Origin of the sequence: Glaciibacter superstes DSM 21135 (assembly GCF_000421145.1) — a bacterium.
Classification (GTDB): Bacteria; Actinomycetota; Actinomycetes; order Actinomycetales; family Microbacteriaceae; genus Cryobacterium; species Cryobacterium superstes.
Genome location: NZ_ATWH01000001.1, coordinates 161,733 through 179,806, shown reverse-complemented (window position 1 = coordinate 179,806; position 18,074 = coordinate 161,733). Strand labels below are relative to the sequence as shown.

Here is an 18,074-nt window from a genome sequence, read left to right as displayed (position 1 = left end):
AATTGGTCCGAACCCAAGCGGTCGCGACGCGGACCACGCGTGGATCTCACCATTCGCTGAACCCTGAAACCAGGCCTGATCGGCTCGTTCGGCGGCACGCGTCTTGCGTTGTTTGCCTGGCGGCTTCGTCTCGTTCATCCGACTCGGACAGCATCTGCGTTGCCCCGAAGGAGTCAGATGTCCACACGTTCCGGTGCGCGCGGTCTGATCGCCGCCGCCGTTCTCGCTCTCGCTGCGGCCGCTTCGGCATTCTTCGCCCTGCCTGCTGCCGCGCACGGATTCTCGACGGTCGTCTACGTCGAGGCCAGCGCCGAGTCGGAGGCCGTTCGCACGGAGCTCGCCCTCGAGTACGACCTGCTCGTCGTCTCCGTGGCCGACTTCGCGAACGCCCCGCTGTTCTTCGAAGAGGGCATGGAGGTCTTCCAGACTGGCGACGAGGCAACTGCCCTCAACGACCATGCTGACGCGATCGTGAAGTACGTCACGGAACGATTTGTGGTGAGCGCGGGAGGGCACTTGTGCGAGCCGACCCGGGCCGGCGCAATGGGCATGACGGAGCGAGAGGGCGTCCCCTACGCAGTGCTCACGCTCGACCACACCTGTGAGCCGAGCTCGGTGCACGAGATCCGGAGCGAGTTGTTCTCCGATGCCGAGGAGTACGTGACGGGAACGGTCACGGTCGTTGAATACGATCTCGATGGGCAGAGCGGTAGCGCGGCACTCGACAGCGAGGCGCCGGAATTCTCCACCGATCAGCCGCTGCTCGAACGGTTCGGGCATTTCTTCCTGCTCGGCGCCGAGCACCTGCTGTTCGGCATCGATCATGTGCTTTTCCTGCTCGCGCTGATCGTCGGCTCTCGTCGACTTCGCGATGTCGTTCTCGCTGCTACCTCGTTCACTGTCGCGCACTCCGTGACATTTGTTCTGGCCGCATTGGGCGTGGTGTCGGCCCCGGCGCTGATCGTCGAGCCGATCATCGCGCTGTCGATCGCCGTTGTCGCCGGGTGGTACCTGTGGCGCCTGTGGTACGACCGAGGCGCGCTCGCACTGGATCATGCTTACAGGCGAGGTCTTGACCGGTCCGGTTGGCGAAGTCTTGACCGGGCCGATTGGACGCGGCTCGCTGTCGTCTTCGGGTTCGGACTTGTGCACGGTCTCGGGTTCGCCGGGGCGCTCGGGATCGACGAGCCGTTCTCCTGGCCGCTCTTGTGGTCGCTGCTCGTCTTCAACGTCGGCATCGAGGTGGTGCAAATCGCCGTCATCGCCGTTGTCTTTCCACTGCTCGTGATCCTCTGGCGGCGCACGCCAAAAGTCGGGCTCGCCGTTGGCGCCGTCGTCGCCGGAGGCGTGGCTATCACGGGCCTCGTCTGGTTCGTGCAGCGCCTGCTCGGCGTGGGGTGAGGGCTGGGAACCCGCTCAGCCGATCGAGATAACGATGCCGGTGAGGTCGTTCAGCACGCTCGCGACACCGGCTCGCACCGCGGCATCCGCCCGCTCTGGTGTGACGGCATCCGAATCGCTCGTCGCCGGTGAGTTGGCGACCTCGCTTCCCCGTGAGGAGGCACCGCGCCAGATCGAGGCCGTCACATTCGCGGTGGGCTCTGGCAGCTGCGCGCCGATGATGAGGAACTCATGGTCGAGGTGGCTGGCGGTGACCACCGCTAAAGGGTCCACGAGGTCGGCGCCTGCACTGACGATGAGGTCGGGCCCGAGCTCCATGGCCTCCACGATCCCGTCGATAGCGCCGTCGGGCTTCGTGACGGCGATCGTTCTGAGGCTGACTTCTTCGGCCGCGGCCCATTCCGTCACTGCAGTTGTGAGGGTCGTCGTCGCCGGATCATCACCCTGGGTGAGGAGCACGACGCGGTAACCGCGTGGCGGATTCACCGCGTCCCAGCTGCCTGCACGCGGCGCGATCGTCGCCCCTGGTGCAGGGATGGCAGCTGCATCCGTGAACCCCGGCGCCAATGTGCCGATCGGGCTCGGCTGGGTGCGGGGAGTCGACCAGTCGTCCGCGGGTACGCATCCGCTGAGCAGGAATACGACAGCGGATGCCGCCGACAGGGCGGCAATACGGCGGGTTCGAACGCGCAAGGATGGTCCTCCTGGGGCAGCAAAGCATCCTCTTTCTATCGCATCGACGAGTCGGCGAGGACAGGTCTGGCGTGCCATGCGCCGAGTGTTCAGTGGGGGACGGCGCATCGTTCCGCAGATGTTCATCTTCCAGTCACGAGTGACCGTCAACGTGGCCTCGGGCCAATAGAGGCCCTCATCCAATTCGAGAAGGAGTTCTCCGAGATGAAAACCAACCTACGTCTGCCGAGTGCGTCGTTCGGTCCGCTCCGGCGCCGCGCAGCCATCGGGGTCGCGGCAGCGGCTGTGTGCACGGCAATGGCACTCGGTGGCCTAGTTTCTGCCGCCCACGCCGAAGAACCGGCCGCGATCGATGACATCATTCTGCTCGTCGGGGCCGACGAATCCCAGCGGGTTGTGAGCTGGTACGCCTCCGCCGCCACGGAGCAGGTCGTTCAGATCGCCCCAACGGCCGGAGTCGTCGGCGATGAATTCCCGGCCGACGCGATCATCGTCCCGGCAGTGGTGAGCGCCAACACCGTCAACGGCGGATACAACGGTCGTGCGGTCATCGCAGACCTCGACGAAAACGTCGAGTACTCCTATCGCGTCGGAGGCGACGGCGGCTGGTCGGATGCGTCCGCGTTCAAGACGCGGAAATTCGACGGCAATTTCGATTTCCTGTTCTTCGGCGACCCACAGATCGGCTCCTCCGGCAATATTCCTCTAGACCAGGCTGGATGGGAGGACACCCTTGAGGTCTCTCTCGCGGCGAACCCAGAAGCCGAACTACTTGTCTCGGGCGGCGACCAGGTCAACAACGCGAACGTCGAGGCGGAGTGGAAGGCCTTCCTCGCACCCGAGGGACTGCGCGCAGTGCCTTGGGTCGCGACGATCGGAAACCACGACGTCGGCGGCAAGGCATATGAGCAGCACCTCTGGACGCCGAACACCGACCGGTCACCGCAGTACTACCGGTCGTCCAACCTCACCACCCAGTCCGGCGGCAACTACTGGTTCGAGTACAAGGACACCCTGTTCATCGACCTCAACAGCAACGCTTACTCCACGAGCGGTGTGGCCGGCGTTGATGCAGACGAGGCGCACGTCGGGTACGTCACCGACGTCATCGAAGAACACGGCGCCGAGGCGAAGCACGTTGTGCTCGTCTATCACCACGCGATCTACTCGCCCGCTGCCCACGCGAACGACGGTGACAACCAGAAGCGTCGTGTTGACTTCCCGACGGCATTCTCCGAGCTTGGCGTCGACCTCGTACTGCAGGGCCACGATCACTCGTACTCGCGCAGCTACCAGATCAAGAACGGTGAGAAGGCAAACCCAGATGAGCAGCCCGGCGCCACGAGCGTGTTCCAGGGCCCGGGCGGCGTAACCTACGTCACCTCGAACTCCGCATCCGGATCGAAGTACTACGACCTCACCGACCCGCGAGTCGGTTCGGACTTCGGCCCAGACCCGCTGAATCCCGACAACCACTGGGCGAACTCCGTTGAGAACCAGGAGCACGTACGCACATACATCAAGGTCTCAGTGCGCGACGAGCACCTCACGGTTGAGAACATCCGCAGCGGTACTTGTGAAGCACCCAACGCTGCGGTCGAGGTTGGCCGCGTCAGCTGGTGCGGGCCCGACAGTGGTGCAAGCGAGGCACTGCCGGTCGGCTCGGTTCAAGACCAGGTCGTGATCCACAAGTCCAAGGACAAGGACCGCGGGCCTCGAAAGAACCACGGCGCGCCCGTCACCACTCAGCAGGAGACCCCGACGGTCACGACGATCAACTGATCGTTTTGCACCAACGGATGGGTGGGCGCAGTGTGCGTCCACCCATCCGCGTAGCACCCATCCTTCACCGACACGCGAGATGACCACGATGCAGACCTTCACACCCCGCCCGGCGTCTCCGTGGGGTCTCCATGCGCGAGTTTCCGCCGTCGTGATCGCCGTGTTCCTGTCCGTGTTGGGAGGATCGTTCGTCGGTGGGCCATCGATGGCTGCTGAGGTCGAGGCTGCCTGGGATGTCGCCACTGTAGATGGCGCATTCGGCTCGGAACGGCCGAATTTCGATTACGCGGTCGAACCTGGCGATGAGCTCGAAGACCGCGTCACGGTTGTCAACAACGGCGTGACCCCGATCAAGCTCGTCCTCTACGCTGCGGATGCTTTCACCACCGATAGTGGACAGCTCGACCTCCGCACGCGAGACCGCCAGCCGACCAGCGTCGGGGCCTGGCTTCGTGTGGAACAGGACCAGATCAGCCTGCAGCCCGGCGAGTCCGCAGAGGTTCCGTTCACCGTATCGGTGCCGAGTGATGCCACGCAGGGAGACCACCTGGGCGGCATCGTTACCGCACCGGCATCGGCATCGGCATCGGTATCCAGCAGCACGGTTCCCGAAGTTCGGGTGGCCATCCGGGTCAACCTTCGGGTGGGGGAGAGCTTCCAGCCGAGCCTTGCGGTTGACGATCTGAAGGTGGACTTCACGGGCGACCCGCTTGGAGCGGGACGCGCCATCGTGACGTACACGATCCGAAACACGGGGGACACCATGCTCGCGGCAGAGCAATCGGTCGTTGTTGCAGGGCCGTTTGATTCGTTCCGCGTCTCGGCCGATCCCGTTGAGCAATCGCCCCGTCTGCTTCCGAACGAAACGTGGCGAGTCTCTGTGCCGGTCGACGGCGTGGCTTCGAGCGGACTGCTCACCGCGACGGTCACGATTGTGCCGCTCTATACCGATCCGGCCGGTTCAACAGGGCCGCTCGCCGCTTCTGATCATGCGGGGCAAGGCTGGGCGGTGCCGTGGCTTCCCTTGCTCGTCGTGCTCGTACTCGTCGCCCTTGTCGCCGTGGTGATCCTGAGGTACCGCAGAACAGCCAGTAAGGCAACACCTTGGCCGCGGGTCGGTCTCGCTGCCCGATGACGCAGTCTTTGACGAGGTCGTAGCGATCCACCACCCGAGCACCCGAGCACCCGAGCACCCGAGCCGTCATCACTGTAGACGTGACCCGGATCAGCGACTCATGCGGCTGGGGCGTGCCCATCATGGAGATGATCGGTGAGCGCGATCTGTTGCGTCTGCAAGCTGAGAAGAAGGGTGTTGAGGGCATGTCGGAGTACCGCACCGAGAAGAACGCGCGAAGCATCGACAATCTCTCCGGGCTCACCAGTGAACGGTTGCGAGGCGCGGGTCAGAAACAGGCCTCTGACCTGGCAAATAAAAAACCCCCGCAATGTAGAAGCTATGCGGGGGTTTCGTGGCTCCGACGGGCGTCGATCCCGTGACCTCTCGATTTTCAGTCGAACGTGGCGGTCACGGCAAGAGGGGCAGACAGAATCTGACCGCGATTTGACGCTCATGTGGGGCATCGGATGATCACCTCGCGCCGTTCGAATGCGCCGTGGTTGTGGTCAAAATGTGGTCAAAGCCGGTCCTCGCATGCGGCCGGCTACTCGCCTGTTCCTTTGCTCCCCACTCACGATGGTTGTCGGTGGCGCTGACGTAAAATCAACGATGCGCGGGCCGGCGTGCTCCAGACCCGAGGAGCTCTAGTGACTATTCCCAAACCAATCCGCTACGACGTCGATACTTGGCTTTGTATGCGCACCGATCCGGTACTGCCAAAGGCAGCCATTCAGCGTTTGCGTGACCGTTCAGGAGCCGAAAAGTACCTGCTCATCAAGTGGGACCTCGACCCTGCGAAGCGCGCGCTAATGGGTGTGCACGACTCACTGGAGCGTGCCAATGAGCTTGTGGTCTACGACAACCCAAAGGGCGGACCGGATGGCCCTCCTATTGGGAGGCGTGCATAAGCAAACGCGTGGACCGCGGTGGCATCGGCAACGTCCAAGGTTGTGTCGGTCCGGGAGCAACTCGCAGGGGGCGCCGACACGTTGTCCTTCGTTCCGCGCGTTCTCGGCTTCATCTCAGCAGTAGTGCGGAGCCCAGGTCTCTGTCGGACCTGCGGGCCACCCCTATCTGGACAGCTGGTCCGCTAAGGGCGTCTTCAGTGGCTGGGAACAAACTTGAGTGTCACTGCAGTCATTGTCCGTGACATCACCCGGTGCGTCGGCCAGTAGGTCAAGTAGACAGACTTCAGCATGCTTCTGGAGATACCGAAAACTCTGAGCTGGCTCGACTTGCATCTCACGCCGCATGACATCCAAAGAAACTGACTTGGAATAACGAGTCACATTAGTGGCTTGAATGGCGACTCCATGAGTGATGCCCTGGAAATAGGTTGTGTACTCGTTCGCTTCGATCCCTAGCTGGGGCCGAAGGTTGAGCCAGAGTTCGATGACACTTGCGTACAGAACATCTGCTGAGACGAAGGAACCCACGATGGCCTTTGTTGGTGAGCTCGCGTAGAGGTAGACCGTCGTCCCAGGTTGAATATTGGGGAAGCGGCGACGAAGCTCGTATGTCTTCGAACCATTGAGAATTGATTCCACAAAGCGAGGCCGAATGGACAGCAGGACGGACTGTTTCATGGAGTTCCGTTCGAAGTCTCGTATATTCTTCGGAGCAAAGTTGGCGGGATGAGGCTTGGTGATGGAGAGATATTGGTACTGAGTCCATTGGCCACTGCAATAACTCTAAAGTCTGCAAGTGACAGCGGTTGCCGAAGGAGCTCAGTATCTTCGAACTCGACCACGTGAACGAGATCCTTCGAAGCCGTTGCGGCTATGTCTGCGACCTTATAAACACCCATATGGCTGTATCTAGCGTGAGCGTCCTCTGGGGTCAGCATGTGTGAGCCCACAATCCTCGAGTAAGCAAACACTGAGTGCACTCCGAGCCGCTTATCGGCCGAGCAGTACCATACGACCCTTGCAGGCACCGTCTTGATCGGATTGTTACGGGGAGAGCGGAAGTAGACGTGCGAGCGTGCGAGTCCGAGCGACTGTCGTTGAGTAATAAGGTTCGACGGGTACCCGAATAGATTCATGGCGTTCTCGGGACGGATGGATATGAAGAAGCTTGCCGTTGCGTCCCACAATTTCAGGGGCCAGTATCTGCGCTCAAGCTCAGCAACGAGGCTCGGTGTCAGCTGCGATGCGAATCCCTCGGGGTCGACGCGCATGACCTGGGCGAGTTGAGTCACTTGATCAGGCTCTGAGACGTCAACCCATAGACCTAGAACGTCGGCAAGCAAAGTGCCATCGTCCGCATTCAGGCGGAATCCGTCCTCAAGAAGCGCGTCTGACACAACAGGGTGGAGGTGGTCGTCAATCACGTGAACCTGTTTCAACCCGAGATCGTGCGCGATTTCTCGGAGCTGCCTCGCGAGCTGTAACGCCAGCGTTTGGGCTCTAACCCCGCGCCGTACCCTAATTAGCGGGACCGAGAGCCGGCCGGCTTCTACACAAGTCGCAATGAGCCCCAAAGGGTGACCATCCTCGTCCTTCAGGATAAGAACACTGGTGTCTCTTTGCGCTAGCGCGTTTCTGAGGCGGGCGATGAAGGTATGCTTTCGCTCCTGTACGGGATAGTTCAAGAAGGCTGTTAGGAGGTCGGTCTCTGGCGTTGTGGATGCTCCAGCCAGAGTGAGGATTCCGGCCAGGTGGCGAGGCTGATAAACAGGCTGGGGATCAGCGCTCTCAATGTCAGCAATGAGTTCGAATGGCATGAGAACTCGCAAGTTGAATTCGTCCGTAACCCAACCATGGGTCACTCGAATCAAGTTCTCATCGTGAGTGACAAAGTATTGCGCTCCGGCGTTAATCGCGTCCGCCAGGTGGTAAACATCGCGAACCAAGCTGTCGTCTGATGCCCACTCGGCCTCTCCGATGTGGGTTCGGAGCTGTCTCTCGAGCGAATCATCCTTGGGACGGCTAGTGGCAAGGACAGTGATGTTCTGGGCGCCAGCGCGCTGATGGTTCCGTTCGGCGGCATTTGGCAGGTCGTTTAGCTCGTGGTCAACTTCGGGCGAGACGGAGATATTGACGCGGGAATCGAACCAGTCACCTGTCAAGCTTCGCGACGACTCTCGGTGCGGCCTAGGAGGTAGAGCACTTGCGACGAGGTCGATAACAATATTGGAATCAAGCACCGCAAGTGGCAAGGAGGTCTCGAAGATTAAATGATCGAAGAGGTCTGGGCCACCGAGCGGGCGCCACCAGATAGTAAGCGGCTCTCGAGTTAGACCACGACCAGGTCGTTCACCCTTGGGGCTCATTCCGAGTGAGCGCCAAAAATCATTCAAGTTGTAGCTACGTCTGCAGTGAGCTTCGAAGCCAATGCTGTTCGGATTTGTCTCCACCATTTTGTCCACCATGAGCGAAGCCACTCTGGACATGCGCGTGGATGTATCGACGCACACATGAACGAGTTTGAGATGCGACCGGGGCCTGTCATAGATGGTGTAGCCAACCACGCCTCCGTTCTCCATCGCTACGATCAGCGCTCCGGCATTAGCCCTGTCGTGGAAAGCGGCGTCAGGGAGGAAACCGAGGGATCTCTTGTTCGACTTGTAGAGAGAGAAGACACCTTCGAGAAGCGACGCGCTATCGGCAACCGATGGAGACCACACAGCAACAGTTACAGGCACAGGTTCCTCCGGGGTGTCATCGACATTGAAGCATGGACCGGTATTTGCATTCGGGCGACGCGCTCGGCGGACGGACGAGGAAGTGCTTGACGGCCTCCGCGGGATGTCACGGCGCAGGGGGATGAAGTCGATGGCGCACCGACTTGAGGCTAATAAGGAGTCGATCGGGGCGAGGCCAACCATGCACGCAAGGCCGCTGCCTTCGTCGATGATGCGGTAGCCCAGGGTCAGGAAGTTGGATCCTCGCTGTCGCTGTCGCTGTCGCTGTCCGCGGTCTCAAAATTGACGCCGCCTTCCTTCAGCAGCCACCTTAGATGCTCCGCCTCGCTCTCCAACATTTCCAGTCGCTCCCTGATGCCAGTTTCAAGCGTCAGGTCCTTCGCAGTCCGTGCTGTTTCGAGATCGCGCGGCAGTCTGCGCAAGTAGGCGTCGAGGCGACGCTGAATTTCCGCAAGGTACGGAATGAAACGCACGACAGTGCGAAATGGTGACCGGGTACCTGCCGGCCCCAGGCCATTTTCCGCATCCGTGCTTGAAGACGCGTCGAAAGCAGCCCTGATTCCAGGATCGCCCTGGAACCAAAGAATGAACTCTTCGTTGGTTAGGGCAGCGACGTCGCTTCCAACGCCCTCAGTGTCAACCAATCTATTCGGATGAAAGACGTCCGTCATCAGGGTGATAGGCGGGACTCCGAGCGCCATCGCAATATCAAGCACCTGCGGTAGGGATATTTCTGACTTACGACCACCCTCGATGTTCTGGATGACTGATTCGGTAATGGTCGGGTTCGGAATGCTGTCTGCCAGAGCTGCAGCCGTAGTTATGCCGAGGTTCTTCCGGAGTTTTAGGATTCGGCGGCCGATTACGGCGGTTCGAGTGCTCGTGCTCATAGATGTCAGAGTAGCGACGGATTCTCACAATGTCGCCCAAACAGCGCAATCGTTGACATTTCGATCACTGATTCCTATCGTTACTTGGAAGACGAAAAGCTATTTCGTCGTAAATCGGGAGACGAAAACTATGGAAAAACTATTGCTCACCCCAGAGGAAGTCAGCGACTGGACGGGCCTGAGCCGAGGCCAGTTGGCCCAACTCCGATACAAGGGCACGGGGCCGAAATTCACCAAGCTGGGCGCCAAGACGGTCCGGTACTTCCGAAGCCACGTGCAGGAGTGGCTTGAAGAGAACGTGCACGTGCAGACCACGGGACGGTACTGATTGTGAAGAGAACGCGAGAAGCCCCCGGCCCGTTGGAGCGGGTCGGGGGCAGAGAAGACGAATTTCAGAACTATGCGGCTCTGTCAGCTTCCATGGACAACGATACCGAGGAACGCTACTTCGGTCACGGGAGATTTACCCTTGACGGCGAAGGCTTGTGGCAGTTTCTCGTTCACAGCGACCACGGCTGGGACGCTTGGCTCGACGGTTACGGGGCCGGGTTCGCGCAGGGCCAGGCGGAGCTCATCGACCGCGTGTTTCGTGCGGAGGCCGACGCTGATCGGTACTACCGGCTTGTTTTCGATCCGCCGACATCCGCGAAATTGTGCTTGAGCTACGCGGAGCGATGCCGCATTCGGGGTGACGAGCGCGGCGCCAGGGCTGCAGAGGAGCGATTACGACGGATGTTCGTTCGTCATCCGTTTCCGGACGTTGGAGCTCAGGCATGAACGGCGCCGAGGTATTGGACGACATTCGCAAAGCCATCGCCGACTACTGCGTATTGCCGAAGTCCGAGGATGCAGACGCAATTGCGTTGTGGACCGCGGTTACCCACGCATCGGGCGCCTTCGATTTCGCGCCTCGCCTCGTCATTAAATCCGTCGAGAAGCGAAGTGGAAAAACTCGGGTGTTGGAGGTCGTCGACGGGATGAGCCACGAGCCGATTCGGCTCGTGAATGGATCCGTGTCGTACTTGTTCCGTCGAGTCGAGTTGGCGGGAGATGCGCCGCCGACGATCTTCCTCGACGAGGCAGACACCCTCTTCGGTTCGCCCCGACAAGCGGAGAAGAACGAAGACCTACGAGGCCTTTTGAATTCTGGCTTCCAGCGTGGTTCTTCATATGGTCGGGTGCAGGGGCCCACGCTTCAGCCGAAGGAGTTCCGCACGTTCGCCATGGTCGCTATCGCGGGCATTGGCGATATGCCGGACACGATCGAAGACCGTGCAATCGTCATCCGCGTGAAGCGTCGACGCCACGACGAATCCGTCAAACCATTCCGGAGTCGTGATGGTCAAGCCCGACTCGGCGCGCTCCGGGTTCGACTGGCAGAGTGGCTTGCGCCCGAACTCGAAGGCCTGGCCGAGGCACGGCCCGAACTGCCGGTCATCGATCGAGCCGCTGACGTCTGGGAGCCGCTCGCTGCTGTGGCCAACCTCGCTGGCGGCGAGTGGCCGAACCGAGCATGGGATGCCGCCTTAAAGCTCACCGAGTCCCAGCACGGAGCCGAGGCAGAGTCGTCCTTCGGCGGGCAACTGCTTGCCGATATTCGCGGGGTCTACACGGCACTGAACGAGTTGCGTGCACTCCCTACGGCGGTTCTCCTTCATCATTTGAACGCGCTGGAGGAATCACCTTGGGGAGGGCTCAATGGCGTCGGTCTCGACGCCCGGTCACTCTCTCGCAGGCTCCGGCCATATGGGGTCAGGCCCGGGAGCATCCGAGTTGAGACAGAGGTAGTTCGCGGCTACAAATTCGGGGACTTGCAGGATGCCTGGGGCCGCTATCTCGATTCACCCACCACAACCGCTACATCCACGACATCGCCGAAGTTCTGCGTTGCGGATCAGCTCGCGTAGCGGATCCAAACGCTACTCCCGCAGTACCAAGCAATAGATCGTTGAAGGAGAAAATGATGTACGAGAAAAGACTCAAAGCAGCCGCAGCATGCGGAGCAAGCTATAGCGTTAGGTGCCCTAACGCCGCTCGCAGCTGGCCCTTCGGGCCACTGGAGCAGTCGGAGACTGCTCGGGGTCCCCGCCAAGGCGGGTTCGCTGCGCTGGGCATTCGTGCGAAGCGAGATGCACGATGAGCGCGCTCACCGATGGGAAAGACGTCGGGCGCCGGCAAACAAACGTCGAGGGCGGTCGAACCAAGCGCTACGTGGTGAAGGTGTCGTCAGGCGAGAGTGATGCCCTTGAGATACTTGCCCGCGAGCAGCGGGTCACGGTGTCTCGGCTGCTCGTAGAAACCGCGCTTAAAGGCAACGACAAGAGCTCCGAGCATGCAGTCGGCATGACCAAGACTGAGAAGCACAATCTCATGACGGAACTCTTTGCCCTGAACCGATACGCGGCATCGTGCTCGCTGAATATCAACCAAATCGCCAAGCACTCCAATCAGCGAAGCACATTTCCTAGAGACGCTCAGGAGCTCTTGCTCGTAGCTCGGGAAGTTATGGTGCGGATCGAGGAGTTCCTCGTTGAGTTCGCACCCCACTCGAGGCTGGCGCAATCCCGCCGCGAGGTTGCCGCGAAGACAGTCTTTCTCGACAAGGGTTGGGCCGAGTTCCATTCCGGACAATCACGAGATGGAGAAGCCTGATGGGAATGTTCAGCAGCAAGCAGGACAACACGAGATCTGGGTTCCGGAGTCCGACTTTCATCCTTGCCGCCGTCTTCGTCGGGATGCTTGTCGTACTCGGAGCAGTCATGACAATATCCAGGCTGACGGTCGACTCCGAGTCGGGGCCTGCAAAGCAAACGACGGACTCACCTACAGCCCTCGATGGAGGTTGCACCGGCTCCGCGCTGCCGTCCAACTTTTCTGCAGCGATGGTCACCATGGCCACGTGGGAATTAGTTGGAACGGTCGCTGCGCCCTCCGTTGTCAATGCGGGGCCGGACCAGATCGACCAGGATGGATTCCGCTCGTGCTTCGGCAATAGCGAGGCCGGCGCAATCATTGCGGCCGCGAACATTGTGGCTATGGGATCGGGCCGACCGGATCTCGGTGCCCGGCTCGCAGCCGAGGCTGTTGCCCCAGGGCTGGGCCGAGATGCTGCACTCCGTGCACAAGAAGCGGCGACAGGAGATGGTGATGGCACGAGCATTCAGGTCGCCGGGTATCGCATGGCGAGCTATGACCCCGCGCTGGCGACCGTCGAGATTGCAATTCGCGTCGGCAACGGATCATATGCCGCGGGCGCGATAACCCTCCGTTGGGTTGACGACGACTGGTTGCTTGTCGTCGATCCATCGACAGGCCGTATGGGGAACCCCAACGCGCTCTCCAACCTTGGTGGGTACACCCTTTGGGGTGAGGGCGAATGAGTAGTTGCGGCCCTCTCGACTGGGGCTGTGATGCTGGCGGCTGGATCAGCGACTGGATCACAAGCGCCGTCGGTCAGAGCATCACCGCCCTTGCGGAGGCCATCACTGACGGCGTCTCGGAGGCCCTCGCATCCCTCGGTACATTCTGGGTGAACATTCCCACGCCGAACTTAGCGACTTCGGATAACGCGCCTGATCCCACCAATTTGGCCGTAGACGAATCCTTCGAGACCATTCTTGGCTGGGTGTTCTGGTTCGGCCTGACGATGTGTGTGCTGTCCTTGGTGGCTCTCGGTGCGTCGCTGGCCTGGGCCAACCGGACCGGCGACGGGCGCCGCCACTTGGGAAAGTTGTCTATCGTCCTTGGGGCCACCATTCTCATCAGCGCCAGCGCATCGATTGTGACGGCGTTGCTTCAATCCCAGGGCGGGCAAGGCTCCGCGCCTGTCGCATTCATCCAGTCATCGTTATCGGGGTACGCCGGCGGGCTGGCCATGCTCAGCGTGGTCGTCGGAGCGACCGCGATGGTCTGGCAGCAGCGCGCAGAGCCGGGCCGCGAAATACTACGGAGCCTCATCACCTTGGTAGTGGTCTCTGGTGCGGGCCTTGCGGGCGTGCAGCTTGCCGTAGTAGCTGCAGACGCTCTCGCCGCCTCCATCCTGGACACCGCTACGGACGGGACAGACTTCGGGAGCAATCTGCTCGGACTGATCGTTCTAACGAATGGGGTCACCGGTGGACTCGGGCAGATAATCGTCATCATCGTTGGGGGAGCGGCCCTCATAGCTTCGCTGGCTCAGATCGGGCTCATGGTCGTGCGCGGAGGGATGCTGGTGCTGCTCGCGGGCGTGCTCCCACTCTCCGCAAGTTTCACCAACACCGACATCGGCAGGAACTGGTTCAGGAAATGCATCACTTGGACGATCGCGTTCATTCTCTACAAACCAGCGGCAGCCATCATCTACGCCACAGCATTTCAACTTGTCGGAGCTGACGTCTTCCAGGATGACGCTAACGGGCTTGTACAAGTCCTTGCGGGTGTGGCCATGATGTCCATGGCGCTTTTCGCGCTGCCGGCGCTCATGCGGTTCCTCACTCCGATGGTCTCCGGCGTAGCGAGCGGCGCCGGAATGGCGGCGACCATGCAGCAAGCGGCATCCGCAGTCCCAACAGGCGCGCGGAACTCGGGGAATGGCAGCCCTCGGCCCACGCCGCAAAGGACAGGTTCGACTTCCGATGACCCGAATGGAGCAACGAGTACAGGTGGACCCGCGCCCACGACCGCTTCACCACCAGTCGCAGATTCAGCCGCAGCGGCATCTGAATCTGGTGCAGCAACAAGCGCAACTGCTGCAGGCTCGTCGGGTGCGGCGGCGGCAGGCCCGGTCGGAATCGCTATCGCCGGGGCAGCAATCCTTGCTGAAGGCGCAAAGTCTGTCGGTGACGCGATTAAGCAAGCCGGCGAGGAGGCGGCCGAGTCACCATCTGGATCTGAGTAAACATCGGATAGGGGAGGTCACGCTGCGGGACGTTTCTTCACTCATTTCCCTGCTTTTGAGAGTGACCCACGAAGCAGGCGCGCACCCTCGTACACCTCATCCGCAATGAGATCATCGTCCCACGCCTGCTCGACGTCGGCCCAAGTGCCCTCACCCGGCTCCCACAGATCATCGAACGGAGCGACCGCTGGCTTCGGCGAATAGTCCCACCGACCCAGCTCGTCAATAGCCTGGTCCTCGGTCAGCTCACCCGCTGCGAACCGCTGCGCAATCTCACGCGGCGTCGCGCCACTAAATCCCGATACGGGCAGCGGAGTGCCAGCCACGATCTGGCTCACTCGCGCCTGCGTCAGCTTCACGATCGACGCGACCCTCGTCTGTGTCAGCTCGACGGTGGCCGTCTTCACTTCCCGGTTGAAATCGATTGACGCGAGTTCCATGCGCGCTCGCGCGCGAACGAGCCTTCTCGCCTTCGGGGATTCAGCAATTGTCATCGAAACCACCTCCTATAAATCAGTTTATAATCTTCGCGGCGGCAGAACATAGGAACCAGTTCCTCCCGGCTGTGACTTTTGGCGCTATGTGGCGCCGTTCGTTGATCGCTATTTGGTGCATCAGGCTGTTTCCCTCGCTGCTCCGGAGTAGGTGTCAGCGTCTTGAATCCCATGGGTTAGAGGCAACTGGGTTACGAGACAAGAGATGGATGAATTCGAGGCAAGCGGAGGCACTCCCGCCCGCAGAACGAGCGGCCGACGGGCGAACCGCTCGCTCGCGCTGTCCCTCGGGAACCGTCGGAACATGCTCACAGGCTATGCGGATGCGTTCTTCGCCCCATCCGCCGCAACCGTGCGGTTGCTATCGCCAACCCTCAAGCGGCCGCTTGTACATTTCGGAATCTGTCTCAGCATGTGAGACGTCACGGTATATGCCAACTCAACGCATGATTACAATCCTCGAAGGGCTACGCGAAGGGGCGGAATGTACAAGAGCATCAATGAACCTGGTCGGCGACTATCAGACGAGCTGATCGCACGGTTGGGCCGCATCGACACCGCGACGCTGTCTGACGCAATGGGTCGTCACGGGGCGATGTCGCACCGGATGCGCCCCCTCGACGTCACCGTCAAGCTCGCAGGGTCCGCACTCACTGTCAAGGCGCCGACCGGTGACAACCTCATGGTGCACAAGGCTCTGCAGTTCGGAAAGCCGGGCGACGTCCTCGTGGTCGACACCGGTGGCACGTACGACGCGACCGTCATCGGCAGGAACATGGCGCTGTTCGCCCACCGGATAGGATTCGTCGGCGCGGTCATCGACGGCAGCATCCGCGACCGCTCCGGCATCCTCGCGATCCCATTCCCGGTGTTCTGTATCGGGATCGTGCCGCGGTCCGCCGTCAAGCACTCGGTCGGCTCCGTCAACGTCCCCATCGTGTGCGCTGGCGTCACGGTGAGTCCCGGTGACGCGATCATCGGCGACGAGGACGGCGTGGTCGTGGTGCCGTTCGAGATCGCGGAGCAGGTAGCCGACGCTGCCGAGCGGCGGCTCGAGATGGAGGCGCAGCAGGCCATCGACGTTACCGAGGACGACTTGCCGCTGGAGATCCTGTACGGCTCGACGTGGGTGGACGAGCGGATGAACCCAGGGTTCGAAGAGCCGTTCCAGATTTCAGGGAATCGACCCGAATGAGCGGGGCGACTGCTTTGCCGAAAATGCCGGTCGCGATCGTGGGCTCTGGCAACATCGGGACGGACCTGATGATCAAGATCCAGCGCTCCGAACTGCTCGACCTCGTTGGCATGGTCGGCATCGACCCCGACTCGGACGGCCTCGCTCGCGCACGTCGCCTCGGCGTCGAGACCTCGTCTTATGGTGTCGAGGGTCTACTCGCGTTCGAACGACGCCCGGAGATCGTGTTCGAAGCGACGTCGGCGGGGGCGCACATCGCCAACGCGAGCCGCTACCGCGACGCCGGCATCCAAGCCATCGATCTAACGCCGGCTGCGATCGGCCCCTTCGTGGTGCCACCAGTGAACCTCGACGAGCACCTCAACGCTCCAAACCTCAACATGGTGACCTGCGGCGGCCAGGCAACGGTACCAATCGTCGCCGCGATATCAGCGGTGACGCCGGTTCACTACGCGGAGATCGTCGCGACGATAGCATCGCGGTCCGCGGGTCCCGGCACTCGCGCAAACATCGATGAGTTCACCGAGACGACCTCTCGGGCCCTCGAGATGGTCGGCGGCGCAGGCCGGAGTAAGGCGATAATCGTGCTAAATCCGGTCTCACCGCCAATGATCATGCGCGACACCGTGTTCTGCTCGATCGATCCGGATGCCGACCGCTCCTTGATCGTCGACTCGATCAAGCAGATGGTAAACGCTGTCGCACAGTATGTGCCCGGATACCGCATGGCCGAGGACCCGCAGTTCGACGAGCCACAGGCAGGCTGGGGTGGGCGCGCGCGCGTAACCACGCTCCTGGAAGTGGAGGGCAATGGTGACTACCTTCCGCCCTACGCGGGAAACCTCGACATCATGACGGCCGCGGCGACCCGCGTGGGCGAGCGAATCTCGCTCGCACGATTGGAGGTGCGCGCGTGAGTGAGAGAGAAGTCCGGGCCAGGATCACGGACACGACTCTGAGGGACGGCAGCCACGCCATGCGCCACCAGTTCCTCCCCGAGCAGGTCCGGGGCACGGTCCGCGGACTGGTTGCCGCCGGCGTCCCGGTCATCGAGGTCGCGCACGGTGACGGGCTCGCGGGCTCGTCGTTCACCTACGGCTTCTCTGCGACCGACGAGTTCGAGCTGATCCAGATCGCCGTGGCCGAGGCCAAGGGCGACGCCAAGATCGCGGCGCTCCTGCTCCCCGGGGTCGGCACGATTCAGGAGCTCCGTACGGCCATCGACCTCGGTGTCGGACTGATCAGGGTCGCGACCCACTGCAGCGAGGCCGACATCGCGAATCAGCACTTGACAGCTGCCCGGGAGCTTGGGGCCGAGACCGTCGGGTTCTTGATGATGTCGCACATGTTGCAGCCCGCTGAGCTCGCGCAGCAGGCCGGCATCATGGCGGCTTCCGGCGCGCAGTGTGTCTACATCGTCGACTCGGCTGGCGCACTCACCCCGGATGACACGACCGAACGCGTCACCGCGCTGCTGGACGTGGTCGGGGCCGATGTTCAGGTGGGCTTCCACGGGCACAACAACCTCGCATTGGGCGTCGCGAACTCGATCGCCGCAGTGCGCGCGGGTGCCCGCCAGATCGACGGCGCGACTCGCGCCCTCGGCGCAGGCGCCGGCAACTCGCCGACAGAGGTGCTGACCGCGGTCTTCGACCGTCTCGGCATCCACACCGGCATCGACCTCGAGCAGATTCTGGATGTCGCGGAGACAGTGGTGCGGCCGTACATGCTCAAGGAGCCGGTAATGGACCGCAACTCCGTGATCCTCGGTTACACCGGGGTGTACTCCAGCTTCCTCGTGCACGCCGAGAACGCTGCCGCCCGATACGGGGTCCCCGCGTATCGGATTCTTCAGGAGGCCGGCCGTCGCCGGTTCGTCGGCGGTCAGGAGGACCTCCTCATAGACGTGGCCGTGGGACTCGCCAAATCTGGCACTGAAGACGGCCCGAGATAGTACCAAAGCGATAAGCACGTCCG

19 protein-coding genes are annotated in these 18,074 nt (G+C 61.6%); 14 read left to right on the top strand and 5 right to left on the bottom strand.

Translation table 11 applies throughout. The annotated features are described in order from the left end of the window. Positions 1-177 precede the first annotated feature (177 nt). The gene (locus K323_RS0100935; RefSeq protein ID WP_022883414.1) at positions 178-1,401 is read left to right on the top strand and encodes a HupE/UreJ family protein; all 1,224 of its coding nucleotides are present in this window, start codon (positions 178-180) and stop codon (positions 1,399-1,401) included. Positions 1,402-1,416: 15 nt separating this feature from the next. On the opposite strand, the gene K323_RS0100930 is transcribed toward K323_RS0100935, so the two are convergent. Continuing rightward, on the bottom strand, positions 1,417-2,094 hold the full coding sequence (locus tag K323_RS0100930) for a type 1 periplasmic-binding domain-containing protein (protein ID WP_022883413.1): 678 nt from the start codon (positions 2,092-2,094) through the stop codon (positions 1,417-1,419). 204 nt (positions 2,095-2,298) lie between these two features. Between K323_RS0100930 and K323_RS23510 the strand changes: the two genes are divergently transcribed. From K323_RS23510 to K323_RS23495, 4 genes are all read left to right on the top strand, one after another. Continuing rightward, on the top strand, positions 2,299-3,876 hold the full coding sequence (locus tag K323_RS23510) for a purple acid phosphatase family protein (RefSeq protein WP_022883412.1): 1,578 nt from the start codon (positions 2,299-2,301) through the stop codon (positions 3,874-3,876). A 79-nt stretch (positions 3,877-3,955) separates the two neighbouring features. Next, positions 3,956-5,011 (top strand): WxL protein peptidoglycan domain-containing protein, encoded by a 1,056-nt coding sequence (locus tag K323_RS23505; protein WP_022883411.1) that lies wholly within the window; start codon positions 3,956-3,958, stop codon positions 5,009-5,011. Positions 5,012-5,091: 80 nt separating this feature from the next. Continuing rightward, positions 5,092-5,373, top strand: a complete 282-nt coding sequence (locus K323_RS30165) for a hypothetical protein (RefSeq protein ID WP_211219804.1) — start codon at positions 5,092-5,094, stop codon at positions 5,371-5,373. A 267-nt stretch (positions 5,374-5,640) separates the two neighbouring features. Then, complete coding sequence (locus K323_RS23495; protein WP_157509307.1) at positions 5,641-5,901, top strand: hypothetical protein; 261 nt, start codon at positions 5,641-5,643, stop codon at positions 5,899-5,901. A 162-nt stretch (positions 5,902-6,063) separates the two neighbouring features. Here K323_RS23495 and K323_RS28630 read toward each other — a convergent pair whose 3' ends face one another. From K323_RS28630 to K323_RS0100895, 3 genes are all read right to left on the bottom strand, one after another. Beyond that, positions 6,064-6,579 carry an ASCH domain-containing protein gene (locus tag K323_RS28630; RefSeq protein WP_022883408.1) on the bottom strand — a complete coding sequence of 172 codons (516 nt, stop codon included), beginning with the start codon at positions 6,577-6,579 and terminating at the stop codon, positions 6,064-6,066. Continuing rightward, positions 6,576-8,639 (bottom strand): PIN domain-containing protein, encoded by a 2,064-nt coding sequence (locus K323_RS0100900; protein ID WP_157509306.1) that lies wholly within the window; start codon positions 8,637-8,639, stop codon positions 6,576-6,578. Before K323_RS0100900 ends, K323_RS28630 begins: the two co-directional genes overlap by 4 nt. A 227-nt stretch (positions 8,640-8,866) precedes the next feature. Then, positions 8,867-9,529, bottom strand: coding sequence for a helix-turn-helix domain-containing protein (locus K323_RS0100895; RefSeq protein WP_026851065.1), 663 nt, complete (start codon positions 9,527-9,529; stop codon positions 8,867-8,869). Between the two features lie 130 nt (positions 9,530-9,659). Here K323_RS0100895 and K323_RS0100890 point away from each other — a divergent pair, with 130 nt between their 5' ends. The 6 genes from K323_RS0100890 (at position 9,660) to K323_RS0100865 (ending at position 14,408) form a co-directional block, all read left to right on the top strand. Further along, positions 9,660-9,857 carry a helix-turn-helix transcriptional regulator gene (locus tag K323_RS0100890; protein WP_026851064.1) on the top strand — a complete coding sequence of 66 codons (198 nt, stop codon included), beginning with the start codon at positions 9,660-9,662 and terminating at the stop codon, positions 9,855-9,857. 2 nt (positions 9,858-9,859) lie between these two features. Further along, entirely contained in the window at positions 9,860-10,306 is a 447-nt protein-coding gene (locus K323_RS23485; RefSeq protein WP_033372234.1) for a YfbU family protein, read from the top strand. Further along, on the top strand, positions 10,303-11,436 hold the full coding sequence (locus K323_RS23480) for a DUF3631 domain-containing protein (RefSeq protein WP_022883403.1): 1,134 nt from the start codon (positions 10,303-10,305) through the stop codon (positions 11,434-11,436). The genes K323_RS23485 and K323_RS23480 overlap by 4 nt, the downstream gene beginning before the upstream one ends. A gap of 229 nt (positions 11,437-11,665) precedes the next feature. Next, positions 11,666-12,181: a hypothetical protein gene (locus K323_RS28625; RefSeq protein ID WP_022883402.1), complete on the top strand. Its 516-nt coding sequence runs from the start codon at positions 11,666-11,668 to the stop codon at positions 12,179-12,181. 5 nt (positions 12,182-12,186) lie between these two features. Then, the gene (locus tag K323_RS28620; protein WP_169515593.1) at positions 12,187-12,909 is read left to right on the top strand and encodes a DUF8175 domain-containg protein; all 723 of its coding nucleotides are present in this window, start codon (positions 12,187-12,189) and stop codon (positions 12,907-12,909) included. Beyond that, the gene (locus K323_RS0100865) at positions 12,906-14,408 is read left to right on the top strand and encodes a TrbL/VirB6 family protein (RefSeq protein ID WP_022883400.1); all 1,503 of its coding nucleotides are present in this window, start codon (positions 12,906-12,908) and stop codon (positions 14,406-14,408) included. The genes K323_RS28620 and K323_RS0100865 overlap by 4 nt, the downstream gene beginning before the upstream one ends. A 41-nt stretch (positions 14,409-14,449) precedes the next feature. Here the strand turns inward: K323_RS0100865 and K323_RS0100860 are convergent, their stop codons facing one another. Continuing rightward, positions 14,450-14,902 (bottom strand): hypothetical protein, encoded by a 453-nt coding sequence (locus K323_RS0100860; protein ID WP_157509305.1) that lies wholly within the window; start codon positions 14,900-14,902, stop codon positions 14,450-14,452. Between the two features lie 484 nt (positions 14,903-15,386). Here K323_RS0100860 and K323_RS23465 point away from each other — a divergent pair, with 484 nt between their 5' ends. From K323_RS23465 to dmpG, 3 genes are read left to right on the top strand one after another with little or no spacing between them, the layout of a single operon-like run. Then, on the top strand, positions 15,387-16,097 hold the full coding sequence (locus K323_RS23465; protein ID WP_022883397.1) for an RraA family protein: 711 nt from the start codon (positions 15,387-15,389) through the stop codon (positions 16,095-16,097). Next, positions 16,094-17,014 carry an acetaldehyde dehydrogenase (acetylating) gene (locus K323_RS0100845; protein ID WP_084696958.1) on the top strand — a complete coding sequence of 307 codons (921 nt, stop codon included), beginning with the start codon at positions 16,094-16,096 and terminating at the stop codon, positions 17,012-17,014. Before K323_RS23465 ends, K323_RS0100845 begins: the two co-directional genes overlap by 4 nt. Further along, positions 17,011-18,051 (top strand): 4-hydroxy-2-oxovalerate aldolase, encoded by a 1,041-nt coding sequence (dmpG, locus tag K323_RS0100840; RefSeq protein WP_022883395.1) that lies wholly within the window; start codon positions 17,011-17,013, stop codon positions 18,049-18,051. The genes K323_RS0100845 and dmpG overlap by 4 nt, the downstream gene beginning before the upstream one ends. The last annotated feature ends 23 nt before the right edge of the window (positions 18,052-18,074 follow it).

What these genes read in the sequence shown, in the direction of transcription:
- K323_RS0100935 (WP_022883414.1), top strand. Translation starts at nt 178, where the DNA reads ATGTCCACACGTTCCGGTGCGCGCGGTCTGATCGCCGCCGCCGTTCTC.
- K323_RS23510 (WP_022883412.1), top strand. Translation starts at nt 2,299, where the DNA reads ATGAAAACCAACCTACGTCTGCCGAGTGCGTCGTTCGGTCCGCTCCGG.
- K323_RS23505 (WP_022883411.1), top strand. Translation starts at nt 3,956, where the DNA reads ATGACCACGATGCAGACCTTCACACCCCGCCCGGCGTCTCCGTGGGGT.
- K323_RS28630 (WP_022883408.1), bottom strand. Translation starts at nt 6,579, where the DNA reads ATGAAACAGTCCGTCCTGCTGTCCATTCGGCCTCGCTTTGTGGAATCA.
- K323_RS0100895 (WP_026851065.1), bottom strand. Translation starts at nt 9,529, where the DNA reads ATGAGCACGAGCACTCGAACCGCCGTAATCGGCCGCCGAATCCTAAAA.
- K323_RS0100890 (WP_026851064.1), top strand. Translation starts at nt 9,660, where the DNA reads ATGGAAAAACTATTGCTCACCCCAGAGGAAGTCAGCGACTGGACGGGC.
- K323_RS23480 (WP_022883403.1), top strand. Translation starts at nt 10,303, where the DNA reads ATGAACGGCGCCGAGGTATTGGACGACATTCGCAAAGCCATCGCCGAC.
- K323_RS28625 (WP_022883402.1), top strand. Translation starts at nt 11,666, where the DNA reads ATGAGCGCGCTCACCGATGGGAAAGACGTCGGGCGCCGGCAAACAAAC.
- K323_RS28620 (WP_169515593.1), top strand. Translation starts at nt 12,187, where the DNA reads ATGTTCAGCAGCAAGCAGGACAACACGAGATCTGGGTTCCGGAGTCCG.
- K323_RS0100865 (WP_022883400.1), top strand. Translation starts at nt 12,906, where the DNA reads ATGAGTAGTTGCGGCCCTCTCGACTGGGGCTGTGATGCTGGCGGCTGG.
- K323_RS0100860 (WP_157509305.1), bottom strand. Translation starts at nt 14,902, where the DNA reads ATGACAATTGCTGAATCCCCGAAGGCGAGAAGGCTCGTTCGCGCGCGA.
- K323_RS23465 (WP_022883397.1), top strand. Translation starts at nt 15,387, where the DNA reads ATGTACAAGAGCATCAATGAACCTGGTCGGCGACTATCAGACGAGCTG.
- K323_RS0100845 (WP_084696958.1), top strand. Translation starts at nt 16,094, where the DNA reads ATGAGCGGGGCGACTGCTTTGCCGAAAATGCCGGTCGCGATCGTGGGC.